The sequence below is a fragment of the Nocardia transvalensis NBRC 15921 genome, assembly GCF_000308875.1.
Taxonomy (GTDB): Bacteria; Actinomycetota; Actinomycetes; order Mycobacteriales; family Mycobacteriaceae; genus Nocardia; species Nocardia transvalensis.
The window spans coordinates 101,800-124,773 of sequence record NZ_BAGL01000126.1; the positions used below are offsets into that span (position 1 = coordinate 101,800).

General features: G+C 67.9%; 19 protein-coding genes. 13 read left to right on the top strand and 6 right to left on the bottom strand.

All coding sequences use genetic code 11. The annotated features are described in order from the left end of the window. The first annotated feature begins 331 nt into the window (after positions 1-331). The 5 genes from ON41_RS35385 (at position 332) to ON41_RS35405 (ending at position 6,645) form a co-directional block, all read left to right on the top strand. The gene (locus ON41_RS35385) at positions 332-2,443 is read left to right on the top strand and encodes an acyltransferase family protein (protein WP_040752973.1); all 2,112 of its coding nucleotides are present in this window, start codon (positions 332-334) and stop codon (positions 2,441-2,443) included. 42 nt (positions 2,444-2,485) lie between these two features. Continuing rightward, a complete protein-coding gene (locus ON41_RS35390) occupies positions 2,486-3,376 on the top strand; it encodes an alpha/beta hydrolase family protein (protein WP_040753184.1) in 891 nt (296 codons plus the stop codon). Positions 3,377-3,483: 107 nt separating this feature from the next. Beyond that, positions 3,484-4,500, top strand: coding sequence for a hypothetical protein (locus ON41_RS35395; RefSeq protein WP_040752975.1), 1,017 nt, complete (start codon positions 3,484-3,486; stop codon positions 4,498-4,500). After that, complete coding sequence (locus tag ON41_RS35400; protein WP_040752977.1) at positions 4,490-6,166, top strand: polyprenyl synthetase family protein; 1,677 nt, start codon at positions 4,490-4,492, stop codon at positions 6,164-6,166. Before ON41_RS35395 ends, ON41_RS35400 begins: the two co-directional genes overlap by 11 nt. Beyond that, entirely contained in the window at positions 6,163-6,645 is a 483-nt protein-coding gene (locus ON41_RS35405; RefSeq protein WP_040752979.1) for a hypothetical protein, read from the top strand. Before ON41_RS35400 ends, ON41_RS35405 begins: the two co-directional genes overlap by 4 nt. Here the strand turns inward: ON41_RS35405 and ON41_RS35410 are convergent. Next, a complete protein-coding gene (locus ON41_RS35410; protein WP_040752981.1) occupies positions 6,599-7,564 on the bottom strand; it encodes an FAS1-like dehydratase domain-containing protein in 966 nt (321 codons plus the stop codon). The two genes, ON41_RS35405 and ON41_RS35410, sit on opposite strands and share 47 nt — an antisense overlap. A gap of 169 nt (positions 7,565-7,733) precedes the next feature. Next, positions 7,734-8,390 carry a TetR/AcrR family transcriptional regulator gene (locus tag ON41_RS35415; protein ID WP_040752982.1) on the bottom strand — a complete coding sequence of 219 codons (657 nt, stop codon included), beginning with the start codon at positions 8,388-8,390 and terminating at the stop codon, positions 7,734-7,736. Between the two features lie 161 nt (positions 8,391-8,551). On the opposite strand from ON41_RS35415, the gene ON41_RS35420 reads away from it, so the two are divergent. Continuing rightward, positions 8,552-9,910 carry an NAD(P)/FAD-dependent oxidoreductase gene (locus tag ON41_RS35420; protein WP_051163208.1) on the top strand — a complete coding sequence of 453 codons (1,359 nt, stop codon included), beginning with the start codon at positions 8,552-8,554 and terminating at the stop codon, positions 9,908-9,910. Between the two features lie 50 nt (positions 9,911-9,960). Here the strand turns inward: ON41_RS35420 and ON41_RS35425 are convergent, their stop codons facing one another. Beyond that, on the bottom strand, positions 9,961-10,905 hold the full coding sequence (locus ON41_RS35425; protein ID WP_246829662.1) for a baeRF11 domain-containing protein: 945 nt from the start codon (positions 10,903-10,905) through the stop codon (positions 9,961-9,963). 821 nt (positions 10,906-11,726) lie between these two features. Between ON41_RS35425 and ON41_RS35430 the strand changes: the two genes are divergently transcribed. After that, positions 11,727-12,959, top strand: a complete 1,233-nt coding sequence (locus ON41_RS35430; protein ID WP_040752985.1) for a DNA sulfur modification protein DndB — start codon at positions 11,727-11,729, stop codon at positions 12,957-12,959. A gap of 374 nt (positions 12,960-13,333) precedes the next feature. On the opposite strand, the gene ON41_RS35435 is transcribed toward ON41_RS35430, so the two are convergent. Next, entirely contained in the window at positions 13,334-14,782 is a 1,449-nt protein-coding gene (locus tag ON41_RS35435; protein WP_051163210.1) for an aldehyde dehydrogenase family protein, read from the bottom strand. A gap of 128 nt (positions 14,783-14,910) precedes the next feature. After that, positions 14,911-15,633 (bottom strand): SanA/YdcF family protein, encoded by a 723-nt coding sequence (locus tag ON41_RS35440; protein WP_218003604.1) that lies wholly within the window; start codon positions 15,631-15,633, stop codon positions 14,911-14,913. A 254-nt stretch (positions 15,634-15,887) separates the two neighbouring features. Between ON41_RS35440 and ON41_RS35445 the strand changes: the two genes are divergently transcribed. Together ON41_RS35445 and ON41_RS35450 are read left to right on the top strand one after the other, a co-directional pair. Then, positions 15,888-16,301: a VOC family protein gene (locus ON41_RS35445; RefSeq protein WP_040752990.1), complete on the top strand. Its 414-nt coding sequence runs from the start codon at positions 15,888-15,890 to the stop codon at positions 16,299-16,301. Positions 16,302-16,419: 118 nt separating this feature from the next. Next, the gene (locus ON41_RS35450) at positions 16,420-17,121 is read left to right on the top strand and encodes a hypothetical protein (protein WP_051163212.1); all 702 of its coding nucleotides are present in this window, start codon (positions 16,420-16,422) and stop codon (positions 17,119-17,121) included. A 74-nt stretch (positions 17,122-17,195) separates the two neighbouring features. On the opposite strand, the gene ON41_RS35455 is transcribed toward ON41_RS35450, so the two are convergent. Further along, positions 17,196-17,867 (bottom strand): TetR/AcrR family transcriptional regulator, encoded by a 672-nt coding sequence (locus tag ON41_RS35455; protein ID WP_246829663.1) that lies wholly within the window; start codon positions 17,865-17,867, stop codon positions 17,196-17,198. A 104-nt stretch (positions 17,868-17,971) separates the two neighbouring features. Between ON41_RS35455 and ON41_RS35460 the strand changes: the two genes are divergently transcribed. From ON41_RS35460 to ON41_RS35475, 4 genes are all read left to right on the top strand, one after another. Continuing rightward, a complete protein-coding gene (locus tag ON41_RS35460) occupies positions 17,972-19,102 on the top strand; it encodes a VOC family protein (RefSeq protein WP_040752992.1) in 1,131 nt (376 codons plus the stop codon). Continuing rightward, positions 19,099-20,040: a fumarylacetoacetate hydrolase family protein gene (locus ON41_RS35465; protein ID WP_040752993.1), complete on the top strand. Its 942-nt coding sequence runs from the start codon at positions 19,099-19,101 to the stop codon at positions 20,038-20,040. The genes ON41_RS35460 and ON41_RS35465 overlap by 4 nt, the downstream gene beginning before the upstream one ends. Beyond that, positions 20,037-21,626, top strand: coding sequence for a bifunctional 3-(3-hydroxy-phenyl)propionate/3-hydroxycinnamic acid hydroxylase MhpA (gene mhpA / locus ON41_RS35470; protein WP_040752995.1), 1,590 nt, complete (start codon positions 20,037-20,039; stop codon positions 21,624-21,626). The genes ON41_RS35465 and mhpA overlap by 4 nt, the downstream gene beginning before the upstream one ends. A 117-nt stretch (positions 21,627-21,743) precedes the next feature. Then, positions 21,744-22,943 (top strand): cytochrome P450, encoded by a 1,200-nt coding sequence (locus ON41_RS35475; protein WP_040752998.1) that lies wholly within the window; start codon positions 21,744-21,746, stop codon positions 22,941-22,943. Positions 22,944-22,974: the final 31 nt, after the last annotated feature.

Sequence of the window (22,974 nt, forward strand, 5' to 3'; positions counted from 1 at the left end):
GGACGTACAACTGTCGCACATCGCCCGCCCTACGTTAACTGCCGGGCCGAGAGGGGGCCGTTATCCGCGCGTGGGATTCCGGCCGAAAGCGTGCCGGAAACAAGAGGGACGGCCCGGCGAGGCCGGGGAGGCAACATCCGCGCAGACACGCTCAGTTTCGCGATCACAACCGCCACATCCGGACATAACGGACATCGATCAAGTGGACTCCCGTATCCCCCCGTGATAAGGAATTGAACGTGTCGTGTCCAGCCCCCGTTACTCCCCGCATTCCGCTCCCCTCCGGGTCGCACAGGGCTGCCCTGACGTCTGCTGCGTGGTGAGACGAGTGATGGCAGCCACGGCGGCCGGGACCCGGCGCGTGCGTCCCGGCAACACGGTAGCGCCCGGATGGCAGGCGGCCGCCGCGTACCGGGCGGACCTGGACGGGCTGCGGGGCGTGGCGATCGCGCTGGTCGTGGTGTTCCACGTCTGGTTCGGCCGGGTGTCGGGCGGCGTGGACGTCTTCCTGGTGCTGTCCGGATTCTTCTTCACCGGCCTGCTACTACGCGGCGCCGAGGGCACCGGTTCGGTGGGCGTGTGGTTCACGCTGCGCCGCACCGCGCGCCGGCTGCTGCCCGCGATGGTGGTCGTGCTGGCCGCGGTGGTGATCGCGACGGTCACGCTGCGCCCGTACACCCAGTGGTCGTATGTGGCCGATCAGACCCTGGCCTCGCTGTTCTACTACCAGAACTGGCAGCTGGCCTCGACCTGGTCGGATTATCTGGCCGCCGATCCGTCGGTGAGCCCGCTGCAGCACCTGTGGTCGATGGCCGTGCAGGGCCAGTTCTATCTCGTCGCGCTGATCGCGGTCGCCGCCGTGGCCTGGCTGAGCCGCCTCGCGGGCCGTCCCGCGCTGCTGCGCCCGGTCCTCGGGGTGGTCGTGACCGGGGTGCTCGTGGTGTCGTTCGGCTACGCGGTGGAGGGGGCCGCCACGCATCAGGGCTGGAACTACTACGACAGTTTCGCCCGCGCCTGGGAGCTGCTGGCGGGCGCCGGGATCGCGCTCGCGGCCGCCTATCTGTCGCCGCCGCGCGTGCTGCGCGCCGTCCTCGCCTGGGCGGGCACGGCCGGGGTCGTGCTGTGCGGATGGCTGATCCTGGACGGCGCCAACCGTTTTCCGGGTCCGTACGCGCTGCTGCCGGTCGTCGCCGCGGTCGCGGTGATCGTCTCGGGGAACAATGCCCTGCCCGGGGATCGCCCGTGGCCCAACCGGATCCTGTCCGGCCGCGTCGCGCGCCGCCTCGGCGACCTCGCGTATCCGCTGTACCTGTGGCACTGGCCGATCCTGATCTTCTATCTCGCCGAATCCGGCAGGCCGCACGCGGGCCTGACGGACGGACTCGCCGTCATCGCCGTCTCGATGGTCCTGGCGTGGATCACCCAGCGCTGGGTCGAGGAGCCGCTCCGGATGCGCAGCGGGGCGGTCCGCGCGCCCGGCCGGTCGACCCTGCTGCGCCGGACCTCCGGAGTTCTTGTCTGCGCGACCGCGGTGGCGGTGATCGCGTCGGCGATCGGCTGGCAGATCTCGCTCTCCCACGTCAAGCCGCCGGCGGCGATCGGCGAGCTGAACCCTTTCCTGTATCCCGGTGCGGACGCGCTGTTCTCGGGGGTCCCGGTGCCCGAGACCCAGATGCGCCCGACGGTGCTGGAGGCGCCGAACGACGTGCCGCCGCCGACCGTCGACGGCTGTATCGCGGACTGGGACACCCGCGATGTGGTCACCTGCTCCTACGGCGACCAGACCGCGACACGCACCCTCGCGCTGGTCGGCAGTTCACACGCCGAGCACTGGCTCCCCGCCCTGCAGGTGCTGGCCGAGCGGCGTTCCTTCCGCATCCAGGTGTATCTGAAGATGGGCTGCCCGCTGACGCTCTCCGACGACGTCACCTACAAGGGCGAGCCGATTCCCGACTGCCGCGACTGGTCGCGCGAGGTGATCGACCGTCTCGGCGCCGACCGCCCGGATTGGATCTTCACCACCGGAACCCGCCCGCGCGAGGATATCGGCGACGAGACGCCCCAGGACTACCTCGACGTCTGGGCGGCGCTGGGCGAGCGCGGCCTGAACGTGGTCGCCGTGCGCGACACCCCGTGGTTGCGCCGCGACGGCGTACGCTACGCGGCGCCGGACTGTCTGGCCAACGGGCGCACCGGCCGAGGCTGTGGCATGCCCCGGGACGACGCCCTGGATCCGGTGGATCCCGAACTCGAACCGGCGGCGCGGTTCCCCAACGTCTTCCCGATCGACATGACCGACGCCGTCTGCGAACCGGACGTCTGCGCGGTCGTCGAGGGCAACATCATGATCTACCACGACGAGCACCACCTGACCGCCAGTTACTCCCGGTCGCTGGCCGGGCCGCTCGACCAGCGCCTGCAACCGATTCTCGGCTGGTGGTGAGGGTCGGCGGTGGAATGGAATCTGCGCACGCGGCGGAGAAGTATGTCCGTCGCCGTCATGCTCGTCGCGGTGGCGATCTCCACCAGCTTCGGAACCGCCGAGCAGGCCCTGCCGGCCGCGATCGCCCCGAGCCCGGCGCCCGCCAGCCCGGACGCGCCGCTGCGAATTCCCTACGGCGCCACCGACGATCGATTCGGGGATCTCTACCTGCCGTCCTCGGGTCGCGGCCCGTACCCGGTGGTGGTGCTGATCCACGGCGGCAGCTGGTCGCAGAACCGCACGCTCAGCGAATCCGCGCCGATGGCGGCGGCGCTCGCGCGTGACGGCGTGGCCGTCTGGAATATCGAATACCGGCGCGTGAACGGCATGGGCGGCTGGCCGACCACCCTCACTGACGCCTACGACGCCTTCATGGCCCTCACGACCGTGGCGCAGCAGCAGTCCGGCGACCGCCTCGATCTGGGGAACGTGCACCTGGCCGGGCATTCGGCCGGTGGTCAGCTGGCCGCGCTCGTCGCGGGCCGGTACACCCACACCATGGGCCGCACCGAGGCGCCGCCGATCCGCATCCGCAGCGTCACGCTCCTGGCCGCGGTCCTGGATCTGCGGCTCGCGGCCACCACCGGGCGCGACGGCTTCGTGCGCAAACTGCTGGGCGGCACCCCCGAGGAGGTCCCCGGACGCTACGAATTCGCTTCTCCCATCGGGCAGATTCCCCTCGGCGTCCGGATCAGCGCCCTGCACGGGGACCGCGATCGCGTCGTCGCGCCCGAGCAGAGCCGCCGCTACATCACCGCGGCGGGACGCGCCGGGACGACCGCGGACCTGCGCATCCTGGAGGGTGTCGGGCACGGCGACTTCGTCGATCCCGCCTCACAGGCGTGGGCCGCGGCCCGCGCGACGATCCTCGGCAATGCGACGGCAAGGCACTGACCGCTCCCCCTACCGCACCGGCCGGTCTCCGTGAATCGCGCAACCCCTAACTCGCCCGACGTCGTACGGGTGGCGTAACACCCTCCAGCACAACAGGATTCGGGGGGATGAGACTGCCTCCGACACTCGGGCCCGCAGGGCCGTTTCCGCGGGCACCGCTACTCCACGAGTTGGATCGCCGCTGGCTCCACTACGCCTTCCGGTCTCCCGACGGCGCGGTCTCCGTCATCGCGAACCTCTCCACGCTCGGCTCCTCGGAGGCGAAAGATGAACAGCCGCAAGATATGTCGATCCTGCTGGTGCACGATCGCCGGACGGGCTGGCAGTCCAGCCAGTTCAACGCTTCCATCTCGGGCGAACCGTGGTCGTCGTTCCGCACGCCCGGATCGCCGGGGACGCTGCGGATCGCGGGGCACGACGGGACGCCGCTGATCGACCTGACGCTGCGGCGCACCGGCCGCCCGTGCACCTCGCAGTGCGCGCCGTTCCGGCCGAGGCAGCATCTGCGCTGGCAGTCCGAACCGGGCATCGTCGCGACCGGAACGGTGGGTACCGACCGCTCGCCGCGCTCCCGTGTGACGCTGCTCGGCTATCACGAACGCGTCCGGGGCCGCTGGGGGTGGCCGGATCTCGGCGGGTGGGTCTTCGGATTCGCCAACGTCCCCGCCGAATCCCCTGGGCCGCCGCCCTATTCGGTCGTCTTCACGCTCATACAACCGCGCGCGCCACACCAGGCCGCCACCGGATCGGTGATGCTGTGGCGCGACGGTCGGCTGATCCGCCACTTCCCGCGCCGCCGCCTCGATGTCGCCGTCGCGGGCCTGCTGTCCCGCGACACCGTCCACCTCTGCCCGCCCCTCGCGGCCACGCTGGGCACCCCGCCCGCCGCACCCGTCCCCCGCCGTCTCGCGATCACCGCGGCCCTCGGCCCCGACCGCCTGCGAATCGCCGTCGAGGCCGAAACCGCAGGCCGCATCTGCAATCCCTCCGAAACGAGCCTGCTGCCGTTCAGCGTCCACGAGGTACTCGGGCCCTGCTCGGTCACGGGAATCGTGAACGGCACCGAATTCGCCTTCACTGCGGGAGCGATCGTCGAGTTCGCCGGGGGCGCCCATGACGACTGACCTGACGGCGGCTGCGGAGATCACGGGGGTCGGCGTGCTGGCCGGGACGATCGCGGAACTTGCCGGCCGTGCGCCTGCTGTCGTTGCCGCGGCGGCGGCCGAACTCGGTAGCGTCCGTGTGCAGTTGCACTTCGGGGACGGCACCCATGCCGTGCTGCGGGTGCGGCGTAGTCGTCTCGATGTGGCGGCGGGGCGGATCGCCGACCCCGCCGTGGAGGTGCATTTCGACGAGCGAGCCATGAATCTCGTCTTCGATCTGTCCCGTCGCCCGGCCGACGAGGTCAGGCCCGCCAGCCTGGACGTCCGGGGGCGGCGCGACGACGTGCTGGCGGTGTGGCGGACGCTGCGGCTGTTGTCCCAGCGGGCGGCGGGAATTCGTGCGGTGCAGGAACTCTGGCGGCGTTATCGCGAGCAGGCGCCCCTGCTGTGGGGAACGGAGACGCACGCGCCGGCACCCCCCGATCCGGTCCCGTCCGGACTCGCTCTACCGCGCCGGACGGGCTGGCGTGCACTCGACTATCTCGGCTCCCGAATACCCAGCGGGAGAACGGAGTTGACGCTCGGCACAACCGACCGCCGCCCGTCGTCGCTGTGGGACGGGCACACCAGCACGGGCTGGTGGGAAACCGCGCCGGTATGGGACGCTGATCTGCTCGAGATGATGCGTGCCTGTCGTGATCGCGTCGGCGAGGAGATGGACCGCCTGATCCCCGAGCGAAATCCGAAGGCCGCGCTGTACGACCTCATGCGGTCGTATCCGACCCGCCAGGGCAAGGGCCTGCGGCCGACGCTCACCATCGCCGCGTGCGCGGCCTTCGGCGGACGGCCGGAGGACGCCGTGCGGACGGCGGCCGCACTCGAGCTGTTCCACAACGGATTTCTGGTCCACGACGATATCGCCGACGAGTCGACCCACCGCCGGGGCAAGCCGACCCTGCACGAGAAGCACGGCGTCGGCCTGGCGGTGAACGCGGGCGACGGCCTGAACCTGCTGGCCATCGACGGCGTCCTGGCCAACCTCGACAGCCTGGGCCTCGCGCGCACGCTCGGCCTGATCCACGAGGTGCTGCACATGTGCCGCGAAACCGTCGAAGGGCAAGCCGTGGAACTGGATTGGATCCGCCGCAACACGGTGCCCCGCGCCGACCGCGCCTACTACGACATGAGCACCAAGAAGACGGGCTGGTACACCTGCATCTCCCCGTGCCGCCTCGGCGCCGTGTGCGCGGGCGAGACCGCGCCCGCCCGGCTCGACGCCCTGAACGAGGCGTTCCGCTGGGTCGGGATCGCCTTCCAGATCCAGGACGACGTGCTGAACCTCGTCGGCGAGGAGGAACTGTACGGCAAGGAGCCGCTCGGCGACCTCCTCGAGGGTAAGCGCACCGTCATGCTGATCCACCTCATGCGCACCGCTCCGGAGCGAGACCGCCTGTGGCTCAGGGAATTACTGGCACTCCAACGCGACGGCAGGAGCCAAGACGACGCCGAGCGGATCCTGCACACCATGCACCGCCACGGCTCCATCGAGTACGCCCTCGACGTCGCCGATACCCTCGCGCGGCGCGGAACGGCGCGCTTCGAGGCCGATCTCGCGTTCCTCCCCGAGAACGAGGGCAAGGGCGTGCTGCGGCAGATCGCGAACTACGTCGTGACGAGACCGCTGTGACCCGCGCCGAGGAGTCCGAGCGCCGTGACGACGACCTGCTGGCGCTGCTGACGGAGGGCAACGAGTGGCTGCGGGCCATCCTGTGCACGCTCGCCCGGCGGGGCGCGGCGCTGCGGCAGCGGCACCCGAATCGCGCCGCGCGCCTGATCGATACGGCCTCGCGGTGGCCGGTGTTCAAGGGCGGCCAGTTCCTCTTCGACCTGATGGAGTGGGAGGACTTCATGGTCGACGGCACACCGCCCGCACCCGTGCCCACGGTATTGACGGGCTCGTCGTGGACGCAGATCACCCGAATACTCAGGGACGCACAACAACTCGTCGACCCCGACGCGCGCCTGCCCGGCGGCCCGGCCGCGACCGTCGCCGCCCGCGACGCCGATCTCCCCCCGCTGGACCCCGGCCTGCACCTCTACACCGACGTGGTCCTCGGGATCATCGGCAGCGCCCCCAGAACGAAGAACCGAGCGGCCCGGGGATGAGGCCGGGGCCGCTCGGTCGCGGCGGGAAGCTGACCTGTGCCGTCGCCCCGGAGAACAGTCGCCGCCCGCGGCACAGCGCGTCGACGGTGACGACTCCCGTGCGGTGCGTCCGGTCCACCGCTGTCACCCGCCCGCCGAATTCGATCTCGCTGCTCCGGAATGCCGGTCCGCAGAAATGGCTGAAATCGGCGCGATATCCGGTGATTGCGCCCGGATCGCCGATCCACGAGGTGACGAATTGCGCCAGCCAGGCGAGGCGCAACATTCCGGGTGCGGTACCGATCGACGCCTGCGCCGCGGCCTCGGATCGGGAACCGCCGCTCTCGAACAGATTCGCCGTCATCTCCGCGTAGGTCGCCAGGTCCTCCTGCCGGACCACCATCGAGCGCGGCGGTAACGGCGTGCCGACCTCGATCTCGTCGAAATCGACAGCGGGATCCAGGTTTCGGCGTGCCGCGCCCGACAGCGCGGAACCGTGATGGAGCGGCCCGATCGGGCCCGGCCGCAACCGGCCGTCGAGGTATGACGGCGCGGCGCGGGCGACGGCCGGATCGGTCGCCGCGAGCAGCGTGCTGGTTCCGGTCTGGACGACCTTCCCGGCGTGGTCGGTGAGGACGGTGCCGACCGTGAGCATGTCGTAATCGGGGAAGCGGCGCACCGAATCGAGGTGGATGCTCGTGGTCAGCACGTCACCGGCGGTGATCAGCCTGCCGATACTCAGGGTCTGACCGGTGTGCAGGACGCGCGGCAGCCGGCGGGTGAAACCGAAGGCGCGCAACGCCGTCCGGTGGGCGTGCAGCCACGGCAGAATGGCGAAGGTCGGTGGCGCCACCAGGACCGGGTAATGGACTTCGCCGATCGTCCGGCTGAATTCCCGGATCAGCTCGGGCGTCACCGAATACGTGTCGGCGCGATGCATGGCCACTCCTCTCCGCTGCCGCGGCGACCGCGCATCCGGAATTACTGGAGAAGTGCTCGCCACGCCGCGCAGGAAATCGTCCGTCTACTATCGGCCGGAAGGATTCGCCACCGAAGCGATCGCTCGTTGTTTTGGAAGATTGACGATGCGGCGGGATACCTGATTGTGCTCAGGGCGAATCGGCGGGCACCGGGGCGCCGCTGTTCACGGTCGACCAGATGGCGCGGCCGAGCGAGCGGGCCATCTGCTCGTCGTCGATCGGTGTGGTCGTGGTGAGCAGGAAGTCGATGGATCGCTCCACCATGCAGGTCAGCACGATCGCGATCGAGGTGAGGTCGAGGGTGGGATCGACATGCCCGGAGGCGGCGTCGCGCTCGAGCCGGGCCCGGACGAGGCCGACGAAACCTTCCATGCGGCCCTGCCAGTAGGTGCCGACATCGGGGTCGTAGGCCGCGGCCTCCAGCAGGGCGCGCATCAGCATGTGATGGTTGCGGGAGCCGGCGATCATAGCCCGCATGGCCGCGACCACCCCCGCCTCGCCATCGGCGTGCGACTGCGACCACCAGTCCTCGGCCGCGCGGAACTGATCCGCGGTGGCCAGTTCGGCCATCCGGATGAGCAACCGGCTCTTGTCGGGGAAGTACCGGTAGAACGTCGAGCGTGCGATACCGGCCTCGGACGAGATCCGCTGCACCGCGAGTTCGGTGAACGGCGTGCCCGCGGCGAGCAGGGTGTCGAGCGCCCGCAGGACGCGGAGTTCGACCGCCTCGCGGCGTTCGTCCCGCCGGGCCTGGTCGCGCTTGGGTGTCCTGGTCAGCGACGGCATCGGACAGCCATCCCGCGAATCACGCTCATGCGGCCCATTGTGCCGCAGGACCGTCCGTCCTCCGGCTGGATCGCGCCCTCGCTTGACAGTCCGGGCCGGAGGTTCGAAGCTATTGATAGGACATAGTGTCCGATCACACTGTCCCATCATTGGAGCGCCCCATGCCGACCGAATACGCCGACGCCGTCGTCGTCGGAACCCGTTGCGCCGGAACGGCTGTGGCGACGACGCTGGCCCGGGCGGGGCGGCGGGTCGTCGGGCTGGACAGCGCCGCCTTCCCCTCCGATACCCTGTCCACCCACCTGCTGTGGCCCGCGGGCGTGGCCGAGGTCGAGGCGCTGGGCGCGCTCGGCAGGGTGCGCGCGCTCGGTGCGCCCGCCCTCCCCATCGGATTCGCGGCCGGGGCCGGTGTCGAGGTGCGCTCGCCGTTCAGCGCGTACGACGGAATCGATTACGCGATGTGTGTGCGGCGCACCGGGCTCGACGCCGCGCTCGTGGCCAACGCCCGGGACGCCGGCGCGGACCTGCGCGAGAAGTGCCGGGTGACGGAGTTGCTGTGGCAGAACGGCCGGGTAGCCGGGGTTCGCTACACCGACCGCGAGGGCACCCGCGAACTCCGGGCTCCGCTGGTCGTGGGCGCGGACGGGCGGCGTAGCACGGTGGCGCGGCAGGTCGGCGTGCTCGACCCGTATCGTTCGGCCCCGAGCGGCCGGGCCTGCTACTACGCGTACTGGGAGGACACCCGCGCCGAATGGCGGGACACCGCGGCGCAGTGGCGCGAGGGAGACTCGCTCGGCACCGCGTTCCCGTGCGACGACGGACTGCTGCTGTGCCTGATCCAGCCGCCGGTGTCGCGGCCGGTCGACCGTTCCGAATCGGCGTATCGGGCGATGATCGCCGAAATTCCGGGTCTCGCAGCACGATTGGGCGGGTGCACGCTGCGCGGCCGGGTCCGATCCGCGGTCGACATCGTCTCGTACTTCCGCCGCTCCACCGGCCCCGGCTGGGCATTGCCCGGCGACGCGGGACATTTCAAGGATCCGGTGACCGCGCAGGGAATCCGCGACGCGCTGCGCTACGGCCGCCTGCTCGGCGAGGCCGTGGCCCCGGTGCTCGACGATCCGGCGGCCCTCGACCGGGCCCTCTACGCCTGGGAGCGCCGGCGCGAACTCGACTGCCTCGAGGTCTACCAGTGGACGAACCACCTCGCCCGGGCCGAGCCGATGTCCCCCCTCGAGATCGAGCTGTACCGCGCGGCGGCCACCGATCCCGCGCTGTCCTGCGCGGTCATGGAGGTCATGTCCCGGGTGCGCGCCCCCGGGGACATCCTCACTCTGCCGCAGCGGGCGCTCTTCGCGTCTCGCGCGCTCTTTCATCGTGGTCACGACAACGCCCTGCACGACGTCCTGCGCGATGTCCGCGACACGGTAGCCGAATGGCATGAGCGCCACCAGGTTTCGCGCACCGAACTGCCGCCGCTGCCCACACCGCCCGCATCGGCCAGCCTGGAGTCCGCTTAGCCAGCGGCTGCCCCGGCGGACCCGTCAGCGTTGCCGTACCGAGTTTTCGGCTACAGCGTGTAGCGCAGGATTGCCGCGGCGGCGGCGCCGTCGGGCATATCGTCGGCCCGGACCGCGACGACCCGGCCGTCGGCCTGGATGACGCGGCGGCAGATCTCGTCCACCACGCCGGGGACGCCCGCCTCGGATTCGTCGGCGAAGGTGACCTCGCCGCCCTCGGAGATGGAACCCGCCACGGTCACGTCGATATCCGCGAGCAGCGTATCGACCATGCCGTAGGTCGCGGCGCGCGCGATGTCCGAGAGGTCGGTGGCGGCCCGGCCTTCGCCGCGTCGACGGTCGAACAGCTCGCGCAGATCGGCGAGTTCACCGGCGTAGTACTCGTCGAGAACCGTCCGCGCCCGCGCGCCCAACTCGGCATCCGACAGCTCCTCCGGATTACCCGGCAGTGATTCCGCCAGCAGCGTCGGATAGCTGTTGACCGAGCGGTAGAGGGAGCCGATCGGTTCGGCCGCGGCCAGGATCAACGGCACGTCCCGCCCGGTCAGAACATCCCTGAGCTGCCGATCGATGGCCCGCGCGTACTGCCGCACCCGCAACTTGCGCCCCTCGGTCCCCTGAATCCGCCCCTTCGGCGCCCGCCCGCTCAACGACGCCTTCCGCGCATGATCGGCCGCACTCTCCGGCATCCCCGGCACCCGAAACTCCTCGGCCCCGCCGTCCGCGTCGACCTCGACCAGCCGCACCGACCCCTCCGCCAGCGCCAACACGAACGCCGTCTGCGGAAACGTGGTCGCCCGCAACAACGGCTTGATGTGAAACCGATCCCCCACGAACACCCCCTCGGGCAGCCGATTAGGCACCCGATACGTCCGCACCCGAGCCGGAGTAGCAAGCACCACAAGCGTATTCGACTGAAACCGCCAGAAGTCCTCGTCATCGATCAGATCGTCGAACTCCTCCTCCAAAGCCTCCCGAGCCCCCCGATCCCCCACCCGCTCGAGCGCCTCCCGAACCTGATTCGAAAACGCAATCCGGCTACCATCCGGCGAAGCCTCATCCCCCTCGGTAGCCGTATAAATCGACACACTCCACGGATCCCCCTCCCCCACCAGCCCCCGCACCTCACCCCGAGTAGGTACGTCGGTATGCAACATCTGCCCTCCAACCCTAGTGCCGTCGAGCTTCCGTCCACGCTGTACGGGGTGTGCCCCGACCGCCTTCGACGATACCCCCACACCCCCGATAGCGAACTAATAGCAATCGCATTGTCTGGTCCGAAGCCCAACCGAGGCTCACGCCGTTAGGGGGCTCTGCAGGGACGAAATGCCCTACCGAGCTACGAATATCTGGCTAAAAATCTCCTGCCGCAAATATTGCAGATGAGGACTAAGAATGAATCGCAGAACCATAGGCTCCGCCCCGCTCACCTGTGCCCTCGCCGACGCCCTCCCCACCGTGGGCCCGCCTCAGCGGAAACCGTACACGCGGAACCGCTACCACCATCCCTAGTAACTGCACCTACCTAGTCGGCGTCGACATCCATCCCAGCACACATTGCACCACGGGACTCGTCGACAGCTACGGCGGCACTTACAGGAAATAACCTCTAATCGCATCCACGTGGCTGAGAACTGGCGCAATTCTGTCAGGTATCCGTACCTCGTGCTCACCGCCGCCGTCGACGCGCACTGCCGGTCGAACGCCAGCTGATCACTCAGAACTGTTGAACCAGAAGCTAGTTGCTCACCGCCGGAGTCACGGCGGCAGGCGTACCCAACGACAACCTTAAACACCTCTTCCGAAGGGAAACCTCATGTCAGTGAAGAATATGGGAATCAACGAACACAACGGACTCGACGAGGCCCTCCGCGCTGCTGGCGACGATGCAGCAGCATCGGGTGCTCGAGTTTTTCCGTGCACAGTGTTCGAGCAGGGACGTCGCACCATGATCGCCACATCGTTCCCGTTCTCTTTCCTGGCCCGTCAGGTAGTCGCGGAATCTGTTGCCAAAGGCGGCGATCCGGCGAGCATGAGTAACCGGCCGTTGATGCCTGACCACGTCAAGAGCATCAACAGCTATGTCCGGGAGAACAGTGATAGTTATATTCTGCCGCCGGTAACCTTGAATGCTCGGGAGCTACCCGCATTGCATGTGCCACGTGGAAACTTCAAGAATCGCTTGGGTTTTATGGTCATAGACGACAGCGTGCGCTTCCATGTAACCGACGGCCAGCATCGCATCGCTGCGATCAAGGGGCACGGCGTCGGCAGATCGGCGATTACCGGGCTGGTCGACTTGGAGGACGGGTTCGAAGAAGACAGCCTAGCGGTCCTTATCGTGGTCGAATCCGACCTCCGGCGTATTCATCAGGACTTTGCCGACGCTGCCCAAACGAAGCAAATACCGGCGAGCTTGCTGGCGGTTTACAACACTCGCGAGCCAATCAACGGTGTGCTGGCAAGCATCGTCGACCGCACCCGGTTGTTCAAAGGGCGTGTGGATGCCACGTCGAAAGCTCTACCCAAAGCTTCGCAATCGGTGTTTCTCCTCAACCAAGTCCGGCAGTTCGTAAAGGAGCTGTTGTTCGCCGATTACGCACTCTCCGAAGAATCTGTTGCTCGGCAAAGCATGCAGCTGATCGGCGACAAGGACTCTCAGGACGAATTCGTCACCGACACAGTTACTCTCGTCGAAACTCTATCCGCGCGTATGGATCCCTGGCAGGCAATCTGCGAACTGCCCACCACTGGCGGACCAGCGAACCGGGTCGCGGACTTCCGCGACAAGTACATCAATATGACCGCGACCGGTCTGGTCGTCATCGGCCGCGTTGCTTACGAGATCCGGAAGAGCCCTGACCTCGACTGGCGGCTGACACAGTACGAGCGCTTGGCTGCCGAGATCGACTGGCGACGTGGAGCGTCGATTTGGCGAAACAGCATCGTTTCGTCGGAGGGCAAGATCGCAACCCAGCGCGGACCAGTTCGCGAGGCAGCCGAGAAGGTCAAAACACAGCTGGGGTTGACCGCAGTCTCCGTGCCGTAATTGTTGCGACCGCGTCGGGCCGCCACGGAACGCTATTGCCTCTGCCGTGGCGGCCATCAGCCATGAGTCGGGGCTTCCTCGACCTCGACAGTGTGAGTAGGCGATGACTCGCCCTCGGTCGCCGCGCTTGGCGACTGCTCGTTTTCTAGGCTATGTGCAGGTCGGTGACCAGTCGGTTTCCATAACCGGGATGCCGAGTTCCGAGCGTGATTCGGCATACCGCGCCATAACCGTTAGGAACTCCGTCCAGGTGCTGACCGGGATGGCGATCACGGGCTAACCGGCGCGCGCCGTCCTACCTACAGGCAGCCGTCGGGCATCAGCGGACGAATTCGGCGCCCGAAACCCGCCGCTATCCGCAGGTTCGCGCGCGTTCAGTGGCCGATGTACACCGACTTGATGTTGAAGTAGGACTCCAGCCCCTTCTTGCCTCGCTCCCCGCCCCACCCGGACTGTTTGTGGCCGCAGATGGGCATGGAGGGGTCGGCGGCCAGGGCGGAGTTGACCCAGATCTGGCCTGCGCGTAGTTCGTTGACGACGCGGTGGGCGCGGCCGAGGTTTTCGGTCCAGATGGAGCCGGCGAGGCCGTAGTGGGTGTCGTTCGCGGCGGCGATCACCTCGTCCTCGTCGTCGAAGGGGATCACCGAGCCGACCGGGCCGAAGATCTCCTCGCGGATCAGGCGCATATCGGGGGTGGTGCCGGTGACGATCGTGGCCTCGTAGAAGTAGCCGCGGCGGTCCATCGGCTTGCCGCCGGTCACGATCTCGGCACCGCCGGCCACGCCGTCGTTCACGATGCCTTCGACCCGTTGGCGTTGCTTCTCGCTGATCAGCGGTCCCAGGACCGAGTTGGGATCGTCGCTGCCGCCCATCGGCAGCATCTTGGCGAAGGCGGCCAGGCCCTCCACGACCCGGTCGTAGATGCCGCGCTGCACGTAGATGCGCGAGGTGCAGGAGCAGTTCTGCCCCGAGCCGGCGAGCAGGCCCATGCCGGCACCCATGATCGCCTTGTCCAGATCGGCGTCGTCGAACATGATCAGCGGCGACTTGCCGCCGAGTTCGAGGGTCAGCCGCTTGAGGTTGCCGGCGGCCGCCTTGACGATCAGCTTGCCGACCTCGGTGGACCCGGTGAACGCGATCTTGTCGACGTCCGGATGCGCGGTGAGCGCAGCGCCCGTGGTCTCGCCGTAGCCGGTGACGACATTCAGGACGCCGTCGGGCAGACCCGCCTCGCGGAAGATCTCCTCCAGCTTCAGCGCGCTGAGCGGCGTCTCCTCGGCGGGCTTGAGAACGCAGCTGCACCCGGCCGCGAGGGCCGGCGCGACCTTGAGCATCGCGACGAAGAACGGCCCGTTCCACGGGATGATGAGGCCCACGACGCCGACCGGCTCGTACTGGGTGAAGGTGTGGTACGTCTCGAATTCGCCGAGCAGACCGTCGGATACGAGGTGGCTCGACTCGCCGTGGATCTTGCCGACCCAGCCCGCGTAGTACACCAGCATCTCGAGCGACACCTTGATGATCTGCCGCGCGGCCATCGCGTTCATCCCGTTGTCGCGGGCCTCGATCTCGGCGATCTCATCGATGCGGCCCCGGATGATCTCGGCGGCGCGGAAGAGCACCTCCGCGCGGTGCGCGGCGGGCAGCTTGCGCCAGGCGCCCGACTCGAAGGTCTCACGCGCCCGGGCCACCGCCGCGTCGACGGTCGCCTGATCGGAATCGGCGACCTCCGCGATCTGCTCCTCGGTGGACGGGTCGAACACCGGAATGACCCCCGAGCTGGAGCTTTCGACCGTGGGATCGACGTCGATGGCGTTACTCAATGTCTCTCATCCTTTCACCCAGCCGCTCCGGAGCCCGACAACTCTCCGCAGATGTTGACGAGAATAGCACTCTCCTACAGAGATAACGACAGTCTCATATTCGGGATCAGCGATCTTGTTGGTCGCTGTCAGCGCGGCGGGGGTTGCACGGGGCCGCTCATCGCGTCGCGTACGGTGGTTTCCTCGTTGCCGAGGAATGTCGGATCGGGGCGGGTGAGTATGTCGAAAGTTGCCTTGGTGGCGGCGATTTGGTCGCGCAGCCAGCATTTGTCGTAGGTCCGGTTATGGGGCTGGGCGGTGTCGGCGACACCGAAGGTTTCGATGTCGGCGGCGCGGCAGAGAGCGACGGTGCGGGGCAGGCTGAAATCCTGGGTGACCACGATCGCGGCGCGCACGCCGAAGACGCGGGAGGCACGCACACAGGTCTCGTAGGTACTGAAACCGGCGTAGTCCAGGGCGATCTTCTCGGCGGGCACGCCCTTGTTCAGCAGATAGGTACGCATGGCGGTCGGCTCGTCGTACTCGGCCCGGCCGTTGTCGCCGCTGAGCAGCAGGGCCTTCACCTTGCCGTCGGCGAGCAGGCGGGCGCCGAGATCGAGGCGCGCGGCCAGATACGGGGACGGCTTGCCGTCGGCGTACACCTGGGCGCCGGGAATCAGTGCCACGTCGGCCGCCGGGACGGATTCGGCGGAATACTCACCGCCCTTGGCCTGCCACCGAATCCAGACGATCGAGCCCAGCACCACCGTGGCGGCCACGAGCACCACAACGCCCGTGACCCGCACAATCCTGCGCGGCCGGAGCCACGAACCGAACCTGCGGCGGAGTGCTGCGATGTCAGGACGTTTCACGCGCGTATTCCTCTTCTGACGGACATCCGAACGAGCTTGCCGGTGCCGCCATCATCGACGAACCTCCTGACGATCCACTTGGGAGAGCCTTAACGCAGCCCCCACCACGGGCGCATAGGTGGAGCCTGCCATCCAGGCGAATTATGTTCAGCTGCAACGCAACCGCACAGCGGGTCAGCCCGACCGCGCGGTAACGCCGAATGGCGGGCGACCCGAACCAGCGGGTAAGGCGTAGCCGTGCCAGCATCGGTCGCATGTCGATCTCTGTGGATTCCGTTGCGCACATCCGACTGACCGTGCAGGACATCGGGCGGTCGAGGGCGTTCTACGAGAAGGTTTTCGGATGGCCCGTCCTGCTGGAGGTTCCGGCCGACGCCGACGACGAAACGCGCCGGCGACTCAGCTTCCTCTACGGCGGGGTGATCTACCAGATGAAACACGGACGGATCGGGCTGCGCCCCGTAGGAACGGATCGATTCGACGAAAACCGTGTCGGTCTCGACCACCTCGCGTTCTCGGTCGGTTCGCTCGCCGAACTGGAAGCTGCTGCGGCGCACCTCGATGCCTGCGGAGCTGAACGCGAGGACATCAAAGACATCGGCCACAGCTACATCCTCGAGTTCCGAGATCCGGACAATATCGCGCTGGAGCTGGTCGCTCCGAAGTGATTGCCTGTGCAGCCGGCCGCCGGTGTCACGGACCTCGAGGCTTCGGCGAATACCGGTTGGGGCTCGGTGTCGGCGGTGGATGCGCGGGTTTGCCGGTCGCGGGGCATAGTCTGCCTGGATGGATCCGTCCGAGGACTCGGTAGCAGCGGGGTCGCAGCGTTCGAGCACGGCGTGGGCGACGGGGCTGTCGGTCACCGGCGGCGCGGTGCTGTTCATGATTCTGCGTTTGCTGGCGGTCTCGAATTACGACTGGAGACACGCGTTTCTGGTGGCCGGCACCATCGATATCGGCGACGCTCCCGCGGTGGTGGCCGGCACCCTGATGGCCGATCCGGCCATCACGGGGGTCGCGCTGGCACTCATCGTGCCGGTGATGGTGATCCATCAGATCCACCTGGGCCGCCCGACATCCGGCAATTCGGGCAATCTGGCCATGGTGATCATCGTCGTGGTGGCCACGCTGGCGCTCGTGTGGACCTATCGGACGTGGTGGATTCTGCTGGGCGCGGTCGTCGTGGCCGCGGCGCTACTCGTGCTGCTGGGTGCCGGGCGCCGGAATGCGCGAGGACAACGATTCGCACACTGGATACTGCATCGCACCGGAGCGGTGATGATCCTGGCCACGCTCCTGGTCGCGGCCGCGGTCCGGGTGCCGTGGATGCCGTTGGAACACATCGATACGCGCACCGGGGCGGTGTCGGGATATGTGCTCGAGACGGCCCCCGGATTCGTCAAGATCCTGCGCGAAGAAGACCGCGACATCATGATTGTCAACACCGGCGACATCGTCTCGCGCCACGAGATTCCACCATCGTTGTGAACCACCGATCGCCGCGGTCGGCAACCGCGGGCACAGCATGTCGGCGTGGAGGTTTGGGCGCTCCTTCTTCGGAGTCACCGGGGCGATGCTTGCCGTGCCGCACGAGACGGGAACGGCGGCATTTTCAGCGGTTTCGTGGCTACCGCACGGGCGTCGTCCAGGCTGAGCCCGAACATGCGCAGCAGGTTGATCGCGAGGGTGTCCGCCAAGGTATCGATGTCGGTGCTGGGGTCGGTGGCGAGAAGCTGCAGGCAGCCGAGTAGCGAACCGGCCGTGCAGGCGAGCGCGGCGGGATAGTCGCCGATGGTCAGGCGGCCGGTGTCGCCCGCTCGGCGCAGGTCTCGCAGGGCTCGGGGCGCGAGGCCCCGATCCGGCGACATCAAGCGGAAACCGATGGTCAGCAATGTCCCGGTGAGCTGCGCGTGGGTTTTCGTCAGATGCATGGTCATGCGGATGCCGTTGGCGAAAACCTCGGCAGGGTCCTCGATTCCCGCCGAGGCCTGGTCGAACAATTCTCCGTATCTGTCGAGGGTCTCGGCGATGGCCGCGTCGAACAGTTCGGTTTTGCTGGTGAAGTGGTTGTAGAACGAGCCCACGCCCACGTCCGCGCGGTCGGTGATCTGCTGGACGCTGGCCTCGAGACCTCCCGGGGCGGCCAATAGCTCGACCGCGGCCGATATCAGCGCCGCCCGGGTCCGGGCCCGTTTCCGTTCGACGCGGTCCGAGCGTGGGGCGGGAGTATTCACGTGCCAGGCCCTCTCAACTCTGAATCCCATTCCAACTCTGAATATTGTTGACGGACACGCTCATCATTGCTGAACATTTCCTCAGTGGTCAAGGGAGGACAGCGATGACAGTGCCCGCATACGACGATCCGCACGTCGATCTGCACAGTGCGTGGGGCGCGCGCAGCGGTGAGCACCCGGACAGGTCGAAGGATCCGGTGATCAAGGTCGACGACATCGCCTGGCTGGAATTCGACAAGCCCGATCTCGACGGTGCCGAACGTTTCGCCGCCGACTTCGGTCTGAGCACGGTGTTCCGCACACCGGACGAGCTGCATCTGCGCGGCACCTGGGCAGGCTCGGTCTGCGTGATCGTTCGGCGCGCGCCGTTCTCCCGATTCGCCGGCGCGGCCTACCGTGCCGCGGACCGCGCCGACCTGGCACGCCTGGCCGCCGCGACCGGACGTGCGATGGAACCCCTGGACATTCTGGGTGGCCGGGCGGTCACTCTGCGCGATCCCTGCGGCCACCTGGTGCGGGTCGTCGCCGATGTCCAGGAGCTGCCGGCCCTTCCCGACCAGCCACCGCTGACCTGGAATCTGGGCGCCGTGCGGCATCGGATCAACGCGGTCCAGCGCCGACCTCGTGAACCCGCTCGCGTGCAACGGCTAGGACATCTGGTGCTGGAGACGCCCCGGTTCCTCGAGTGCCTGGACTGGTATCTCGATCACCTGGGCCTGATCGTCAGCGACTTCCTCTACTTTCCGGGACAGCGGGACCGCGGCCCGACCATGGCGTTCATGCGCTGCGATCGAGGGGCCACCCCGGCCGATCATCACACGCTGGCAATGACTTTGGGCCCGCGGGCGGGATATGTCCACAGCGCGTATCAGGTTGCCGATCTCGACTCCATCGCGGCAGGCGGGGCCTATCTCGCCGAGCGTGGCTACCGCCATTCCTGGGGTATGGGCCGCCACATCCAGGGCAGCCAGCTGTTCGACTATTGGCGCGACCCGGACCGCTTCATGGTCGAGCACTTCGCCGACGGCGACATGTTCGACGCCTCGGTCGATGCGGGCTGGACACATATGAGCGCCAGCGGCCTGGCGCAATGGGGACCCCCGGTGACCCGTGACTTCCTCGGGGTGAACCCCGATCCGGAATTGCTGCGCGACGTGTTCTCCGCATTGCGCGACGAAGCGAACGAGTTCGATATCCGGCGCCTGCTCGGACTGATGAAAGTAGCCCGCACATGAGCACCACCATTGTCCGTACCCGGTCGCACTGGTACCTCGAAAGCTCGCAAGGCGCCACGCCTGTGGACACCCGGGCGGCCACCACGGCGGAATTGCTCGGTGACGTCGACGCGATCCGGGCTGCGCGCGCAGCCACCGACTGGACTCCGGTCTCGGAACTACAGCTGGTATCACCGGTGACCGCACCGTGCCGCGTCGTGGCTCAGATGGTCAACTTCGCCAGTCACGCCCGCGAGTCGAACATCGATCCCGATCGGGTGTCGGCCACGTTCTTCCGCAAATCCTCCGGATCGATCTCCGGACCGTACGACGACATCGTCAAACCCGCGCACGTGCGCCTGCTCGACTACGAAGTCGAGATCGGCATCGTCTTCGGCGCCGCGGTGCCGGTCGGGACGACCGTCACCACCGAGAACCTGCCCGATTACGCGGCCGGGCTGATCGTCACCAATGATGTCAGCGCCCGCGACGTGCAACTGCCCAAAACACAGTTCTACGAATCGAAGTCCTATCCCGGCTTCACCCCGATCGGCCCGCGACTGGTGTTGCTCGACCGCTCCGAATGGGCGCAGTTCCACCGATTGCGGCTGCAACTGTGGGTCAACGGAGAACGTCGGCAGAACGGTGTCGTAGGAGACGACATGCTCGTCGAGCCGATCCGAGCCCTGCGCGAGCTCGGCCGATTCCAGCGCCTCGACCGCGGCGACGTACTCCTGACCGGGACACCGGGCGGGACGGCGCTGTCCGCACCCCCGAAACCCGTCGAAATGCTCGGCGCGCTGCTGCCCCCGCACCTCAAGTGGCAGATCTTCTTCCGGAAACAGGCAGCCAACCCCCGCTACCTCCGCGACGGCGACATCGTCGAAGCCCGCATCGCCACCGACGACGGCGCCCTCGACCTGGGCCGCCAGCGCAACCGCGTCCGGCACTCGCGATGAGCCGATCCGCCGGCTCGGTCGACGTCGCGGTGGCCATCGTCGGCGCCGGTCCGGTCGGCCTCACCGCGGCGCTGCTGCTGGCCGGCCACGGCATCGCCACCGTGGTCCTGGAGCGCCACCGCACCGCGTATCCGCTGCCACGCGCGGTTCACGCCGACGATGAGGTCTGCCGGATTCTCGCCGCCGTCGGAGCCTACGAGCGATTCGCCGAGATCAGCCGTCCCATGCCCGGTATGCGCCTGCTCGACCGCAACCACGCGGTGATGGCCGAGTTCGCGCGCGATTCGATGAACGGGCCCCACGGTTTTCCCCAGGCGAGCATGTTCGACCAGCCGGACCTGGAGGCGATCCTGCTCGACCTCGCCCACGCCGACCCGCTCGTCGACCTGCGGCGCGAATGCGAGGTGATCGATGCCGTCGACACCGGCGACACCGCGGTGGTCGGCTACACCACCGATTCCGGAACCCATCGGCTGACCGCCGCCGCGGTGATCGGCTGCGACGGCGCGCACAGCCTGATCCGCGACCGGATCGGAACCAGGCTGCGCGACTTGCACTTTCAAGAGAACTGGCTGGTTGTCGACGTGCGTACCGTGGCGCCACTCGAGGTCTGGGAAGGCGTCCAGCAAATCTGCGACCCGCGGCGCGCCGCGACCTTCATGCCCGTTACCGGGAACCGATACCGGTGGGAGTTCCGGATCGGGCCGGGCGAGCGCGCCGACGAGCTGGCAGGCGCCGACAGCCTGCGCCGTCTGCTGCGGCCCTGGATGAGCGCGGACGCCTTCGACCGAGCGGAAATCGTCCGCCATGCCGAGTACACCTTCCGTGCCCGGGTCGCCGAACAGTGGCGCAAGGGAAGGCTGTTCATCGCGGGCGACGCCGCACACCAGACCCCGCCGTTCATCGGCCAAGGACTCGGCGCCGGGTTACGGGACGCGTTCAACCTGAGCTGGAAGCTCGCCGACGTCCTGCACGGCACCGCACCGGAGTCGATTCTCGACACCTACCCCGCCGAACGCCGCCCGCACGCCACCAAGACCGTACGGATGGCCGTCGCCGTCGGATGGGTTCTCACCGGCGGCCACGATCGCGCGGCCGCGGTGCGACGTGCTTCGCTGGGGCTGCTCTGCCGCGTGCCGGGAGTGTCGAAGGCCCTTCTCACGACCGTGTCACCGCCGCTCACGGCCGGTCCCCTGGTCGGCCGACGGGGCATCAGGCATCGACTCAACGGGCGGATCTGCCCACAACCGGTCATCGCGCGCGAACCTGACAACGCCCGTTTCGACGAGGTACTCGGCCCCGGCTACACGCTCCTGACACGGGGATCGCTGCCACCCTCGTGCACCGTCCCGGACCGGGTCACCCACCTCGACCTGAGCGCCGTGGACTGGCCACGGAGCGGCATCGACACCCTGATCCGTTGGCTCGCAACACATTCCGCGTTCGCCGTCCTGCTGCGCCCGGACCGGGTAGTGCTGGCCACCGCACGTACCGGCCTTCGAATACCAGACATCCTCACACTCCTCCCACCCCACCGGCAGCGTACGAGCGAGCCCCTCACGAAAGCGATCGACGATGAACCATGATCGGCTCCGGCCTCACCACAACAACCCGCACAACCTCACCGTGGTCGAACAGACCACACTCACCCACCGACGGTCACGCCGACGCCACATCCCGGCCACGGCAACCGCGGAGATCCGATGAGCAGGCTGCTCACCCGCGCGTCGCGGCCCTCGACATACCGTGGCGCGCCCGTCGTCGATGTCGATCTCTACGGTAGGCAGACCGTCAGCGACCCGCAGTCGGTTTACCGGCGGATCCGCGACGCCGGGCCGTTGGTATGGATGCCGCGCCACCGGCTCTGGGCCATGGGGCGATTCGACGATGTCCGCGCGGCGTTGCGTGACGATCACACCTTCCGCAGCGGTAAAGGCGTGGCCGCCAACCCGATCGCCAACACGTTGGGCCACTACACCACCCTGGCCAGCGACGACCGAGCCCACACCCACCGTCGCGCGATCCTCATGCGGTCACTGACCTCGCGAGCGATCCGCCCCGCACTGCCGGCGATGGAGCAGGAAGCCGCCGCCACCGTTGCACGGCTCCGCCAACGGCAATCCTTCGACGGAATCGCGGATTTCGCGACACGACTGCCCGTCCAGGTGGTCGCCGACCTCGTCGGAATTCAGGTGAGTGCGGCGAAGATGCTGACCTGGGCCCGTGCCACCTTCGACGGACTGGGACCGACGAACCCACGCGCGGTGACAGCCACCACCGGCGCCCTGGGGCTCTACCTCTACACCCTGCGGCTACGCAGGAAACACGTCACCCCGCACGGATGGGCCGCAAGCGTCTTCGACGCCGCAGATCGCGGTCAGGTCAGCCGGCTCGAAGCCAAGAACATGATCATCGACTTCGTCGCGCCCAGTCTGGACACCACCATCCTGGCGACCGGGCACCTGTTGTGGAGCCTCGGCACCCAGCCCGAGGTGTGGGAACAGATCCGCGCCGATCCCGCCCTCATCCCCCGAGCCGTGATCGAGGCGGTGCGACTGGCCTCCCCGGTACGCGCCTTCACCCGAACCATCGCCGCCGACACCACCATCGGCGAGGTCGCACTGCGGGCCGGTGAGCGCGTAGCCCTGATCTACGCCGCGGCCAACAGCGACGAGCGCCACTTCGACCGGCCTGAACAGTTCTCCCTGCACCGCCGCGGAAGCACTCTGGGCTGGGGGCACGGCATCCACACCTGTGTCGGCATGCAACTGGCCAAACTCGAGATGCAGACCCTGCTGCACGCGATGGTCCCGCGGATCGAGTACATCTCCGTCTCCGACCCCCAGCCCCTGCACAACAACTGCCTGCAAGGACTGAAATCGTTCCGTGCCGGCTTCCGCTGAACCCCACCAAGAAATACCGTCGCCTGTGCGC

Excerpts from the sequence above, each read along its gene's own strand:
- ON41_RS35410 (WP_040752981.1), bottom strand. The coding sequence starts at position 7,564 with ATGCATCGCGCCGACACGTATTCGGTGACGCCCGAGCTGATCCGGGAA.
- ON41_RS35420 (WP_051163208.1), top strand. The coding sequence starts at position 8,552 with ATGCCGACCGAATACGCCGACGCCGTCGTCGTCGGAACCCGTTGCGCC.
- ON41_RS35390 (WP_040753184.1), top strand. The coding sequence starts at position 2,486 with ATGTCCGTCGCCGTCATGCTCGTCGCGGTGGCGATCTCCACCAGCTTC.
- ON41_RS35450 (WP_051163212.1), top strand. The coding sequence starts at position 16,420 with ATGGATCCGTCCGAGGACTCGGTAGCAGCGGGGTCGCAGCGTTCGAGC.
- ON41_RS35400 (WP_040752977.1), top strand. The coding sequence starts at position 4,490 with ATGACGACTGACCTGACGGCGGCTGCGGAGATCACGGGGGTCGGCGTG.
- ON41_RS35445 (WP_040752990.1), top strand. The coding sequence starts at position 15,888 with ATGTCGATCTCTGTGGATTCCGTTGCGCACATCCGACTGACCGTGCAG.
- ON41_RS35430 (WP_040752985.1), top strand. The coding sequence starts at position 11,727 with ATGTCAGTGAAGAATATGGGAATCAACGAACACAACGGACTCGACGAG.
- ON41_RS35465 (WP_040752993.1), top strand. The coding sequence starts at position 19,099 with ATGAGCACCACCATTGTCCGTACCCGGTCGCACTGGTACCTCGAAAGC.
- ON41_RS35395 (WP_040752975.1), top strand. The coding sequence starts at position 3,484 with ATGAGACTGCCTCCGACACTCGGGCCCGCAGGGCCGTTTCCGCGGGCA.
- ON41_RS35475 (WP_040752998.1), top strand. The coding sequence starts at position 21,744 with ATGAGCAGGCTGCTCACCCGCGCGTCGCGGCCCTCGACATACCGTGGC.
- ON41_RS35460 (WP_040752992.1), top strand. The coding sequence starts at position 17,972 with ATGACAGTGCCCGCATACGACGATCCGCACGTCGATCTGCACAGTGCG.
- mhpA (WP_040752995.1), top strand. The coding sequence starts at position 20,037 with ATGAGCCGATCCGCCGGCTCGGTCGACGTCGCGGTGGCCATCGTCGGC.
- ON41_RS35385 (WP_040752973.1), top strand. The coding sequence starts at position 332 with ATGGCAGCCACGGCGGCCGGGACCCGGCGCGTGCGTCCCGGCAACACG.
- ON41_RS35415 (WP_040752982.1), bottom strand. The coding sequence starts at position 8,390 with ATGCCGTCGCTGACCAGGACACCCAAGCGCGACCAGGCCCGGCGGGAC.